The sequence below is a fragment of the Daejeonella sp. genome (assembly GCF_044232565.1).
Classification (GTDB): Bacteria; Bacteroidota; Bacteroidia; order Sphingobacteriales; family Sphingobacteriaceae; genus Daejeonella.
The window spans coordinates 1-4,007 of the sequence record NZ_JBIILQ010000252.1; the positions used below are offsets into that span (position 1 = coordinate 1).

Sequence of the window (4,007 nt, forward strand, 5' to 3'; positions counted from 1 at the left end):
AAAAATGCATAGTGCGATTATCCAAATTCTGTACTTGATAATTTATCGCAAGCATTGACTCTTCAAGACTATAAGTTATTTCAAATGCGAATTTAAATGGAAAAACCTTAAGACTAGATTCCGAATAAACTAAACGAAATTTAACTTCAGAAGCACTTTGATGAACCAATTCAAATGGTGAGTTACGCGCAAAGCCATGCCTCTTTAATGGATATTTTATACCATCAATTAATAATTCATTATTGATGCAGGAACCTACAATTGGAAATAAATTGGGCGCCTGAAAGGACCAAACGGAAGGGTCGCCTTGCCATAAATGCTCCAAACCATTCTGCTTATTTAATAATGAACTTAACTCAGCTCCCTTTAAATTAATATGAATTTTTAAAAAATCATTCTCTAAAACGATCATTTAACTATAAATTAAATAATATTTATAATATATTCAAAATCAAATACTTATAATGTTTAACTAATCCTATCGTTTAACCCAAACCTTCTTCTTTTTGTTCCTATTATTACCATTGAAAGATGGTCTTTTAGCTGTGGGGTTGTATACAGGGCCTTCACCTAGTTCTTCAGGAAGAGTCATTCTTGGGATTTCCTTAGAGATCAGATTTTCAATAAAAGAGAATCTACGCTGATCTTTTTCATTCACAAATGTGATGGCTGTACCGGTAGTCTCTGCCCTGGCAGTCCTACCAATTCTATGAATATAATCTTCAGGATCAGGTGGAACGTCAAAATTGATTACCAAGCTGATACCTTCTACATCAATTCCCCTACTCAGTACATCGGTTCCAATAATAACGGGCAAAACGCGACTTTTAAAAGCTCTCAAAACGGTCTCGCGTTGTTCTTGCTCTAAGTCTGAGTGAAAGGCTTCCGACTTGATACCTTCTCTTCTAAGCGTTTTATTAAGATCTTTTACCGTTTCCTTTCGGGAACAAAAGATTAAGACACTTTTATATTCTCCTGCCTTTAACAAAGAGCAAATCAACTTAACCTTTTGATGATCATGAACCATATAAACCTGCTGAGAAATACCAACTGCAGGTTGAGAAATAGCAATATTTATTTGTTGAGGATCTTTTAGAATAGTATTGGCTAAAGTTCTAATCTTTGGTGGCATAGTTGCCGAGAAAAGCAATGTTTGACGATCATTTGGAAGATTACTGATAATTCTTAAGATATCTTCATAGAAACCCATGTCGAGCATACGGTCTGCTTCATCAAGCACCAAATATTTAAGATGATCTAATTTTATTACTCCCGATGCCAAATGCGCAATGAGTCGGCCGGGAGTTGCAATCACAATATCCACGCCATCCATCATCGCACGGCGTTGTTGTTCATAAATTATACCATCACCACCACCATAAACTGCTATGGAGCTAATACCTGCAAAATAAGCCAGTCCTTCAACCTGCTGATCAATCTGCTGGGCAAGCTCACGAGTTGGTGCAAGAATCAATGCCTGGGTATGTTTTTTATCAGAAATACTGATATGCTGCAAAACTGGCAATAAATAAGATGCCGTTTTTCCGGTACCAGTTTGAGCGCAGGCAATTAAATCAGTATGTTGAAGAATTAATGGAATCGCCTGAGCTTGTATTGGAGTAGGTTTAACAAAACCCATGCTCTGTAAACCCTCAAGTAATTGAGGATCAAAGTTAAAATCGCTAAATGTCAAATTGATGAAATAATGTTTAAATAATATTCAAAGGTAGTTAAAACAAAGGACAATGATAATTGAGAGTTTTTATATTGTATCTGCATGCTTAAAATTGAAATTTATTACGATAAATAATAATTTAGGTATTCCTAGTGTTTCTTTATTAAAATCGGACTGATTTATTAACACCTTTTAATTTCTCAACAAATAAAATATTTTTGGATTTTTTTCCTAGTTTTGAATCCCGTACAGATGATGTTTTTTATTGTCTTAAACAGACTCTATCTATTCATTCAATAAAAACTCTTAGAAATCCTACAGATATAATGACTAAATACATTTTTGTTACGGGCGGCGTTACTTCGTCGTTAGGAAAGGGTATTATTTCCGCCTCACTTGCAAAACTTTTGCAATCTAGAGGGTACCGAGTAACCATTCAAAAATTTGATCCATACATTAATATCGATCCAGGAACTTTAAATCCTTATGAGCATGGCGAATGTTATGTTACTGAGGATGGTGCGGAAACAGACCTAGATCTTGGTCATTATGAGCGCTTTTTGAATGTACCAACTTCACAGGCTAACAATATTACGACTGGTCGTATTTATCAAAATGTAATAAACAAAGAGCGTGAAGGCGCTTATTTAGGAAAAACTGTACAGGTTGTACCGCATATTACGGATGAAATCAAGCGTAATATGAAAATATTGGGTGAAACTGGCGATTATGATATTGTTATTACCGAATTGGGGGGGACTGTTGGAGATATTGAATCTTTACCCTTTATTGAAGCTGTTCGTCAATTACGTTGGGAATTAGGTTCAGGAAACTCTTTGGTGATTCATTTAACACTTGTACCTTTCTTAGCTGCTGCTGGCGAATTAAAAACAAAGCCTACACAGCACTCTGTAAAGATGTTATTAGAATATGGTATACAGCCGGATATTTTGGTTTGCCGTACAGAACATCACATTCCGCAAGAATTACGAAAGAAGATTGCTCTATTCTGTAACGTGAATATAAATGCAGTTATTGAATCCATTGATGCCTCAACTATATACGATGTTCCATTGTTAATGCTGAAGGAGCAACTAGATAAAACTGTCTTAAGTAAATTCAAACTTCCTCAAAAAAATGAGCCTGATCTAGGTAAATGGAAAGATTTTCTGGGTCGTTTAAAAAATCCATTGCATGAAGTTACCATTGGCTTAGTTGGTAAATACGTTGAATTACCTGATGCTTACAAATCGATTACAGAATCTTTTATTCATGCAGGGGCTAAAAACGAATGTAAAGTCAAAATAAAAAGCATTCAGTCGGAGAGCATTACTGCCGACAATGTTGCTGAGAAGCTCAAAGGATTGGATGGTGTGCTTGTTGCTCCAGGTTTTGGAAGCAGAGGTATTGAAGGAAAAATTGAAGCTATAAAATACGTTAGAGAGCAAGAAATTCCATTTTTCGGCATTTGCTTAGGTATGCAATGTGCTGTGGTAGAATTTGCGCGAAATGTAATAGGAATAAAGGATGCTCAAAGCAGTGAGATTGATGAACATGCTAAGAATCCGGTAATCTCCATGATGGAGAATCAAAAAAACATAAAAAATAAGGGAGGTACCATGCGTTTAGGATCATACACTTGTGATCTTAAAAAAGGAACCAAGGCGGCAGCTATTTATGGTAAAACAAGAATTACTGAGCGTCATCGCCATCGCTATGAGTTCAATAACAAGTACTTAGAGCAATTTGAACAAGCTGGAATGATTGCCTCAGGCATAAACCCTGAAAACAATTTAGTAGAAATTGTGGAGTTGAATAATCATCCATTTTTTATTGGAGGTCAGTTTCACCCCGAATTAAAGTCAACAGTTGATAATCCTCACCCACTTTTTGTTAACTTTGTGGCCGCTTCTATTCTTTATTCAAAAAAGAATAAAACATTATAACAAAACAGATTATTATACGGAATGGATAGAAATACATTTACGGGCCTATTTTTGATTTTAATCATTTTAGTAGGTACAACTTTTTTAATGCAACCTTCTGAAGAAGATATCAAAAGGGAAAAAGCAAAACAAAGTCAGGATTCAATAGCAAGGGTTAACAAAGATAAAAATCCAGTTATTGTAAAGAATACGACAAAAACAGCCAATGTACCAATTGTGGATTCAACGCTTATCAAAGCTGGTCCTTTTGGTGCTGCTCAATCAGGCAGCGATGAGCCAATCGTTCTTGAAAACGAATCTATTAAAGTAAAAATCAGTCCCAAAGGTGGCAGAATTGCCTCTGTTGAACTAAAAAGCTTTAAAACCTATACCAAATTGCCATTGAT

At 35.4% G+C, this 4,007-nt stretch carries 2 protein-coding genes and 2 pseudogenes; 2 read left to right on the forward strand and 2 right to left on the reverse strand.

Features of this window, described 5'->3' with window-relative positions:
- Positions 1-412, reverse strand: a pseudogene (locus tag ACILQF_RS11450) (aldose 1-epimerase family protein); the annotation flags it as partial.
- Between the two features lie 66 nt (positions 413-478).
- A complete protein-coding gene (locus ACILQF_RS11455; protein ID WP_395627539.1) occupies positions 479-1,693 on the reverse strand; it encodes a DEAD/DEAH box helicase in 1,215 nt (404 codons plus the stop codon).
- A 308-nt stretch (positions 1,694-2,001) separates the two neighbouring features.
- On the opposite strand from ACILQF_RS11455, the gene ACILQF_RS11460 reads away from it, so the two are divergent.
- Both ACILQF_RS11460 and ACILQF_RS11465 read left to right on the forward strand, forming a co-directional pair.
- A complete protein-coding gene (locus ACILQF_RS11460) occupies positions 2,002-3,621 on the forward strand; it encodes a CTP synthase (RefSeq protein ID WP_395627540.1) in 1,620 nt (539 codons plus the stop codon).
- 21 nt (positions 3,622-3,642) lie between these two features.
- Positions 3,643-4,007: pseudogene (locus tag ACILQF_RS11465) on the forward strand (membrane protein insertase YidC); the annotation flags it as partial.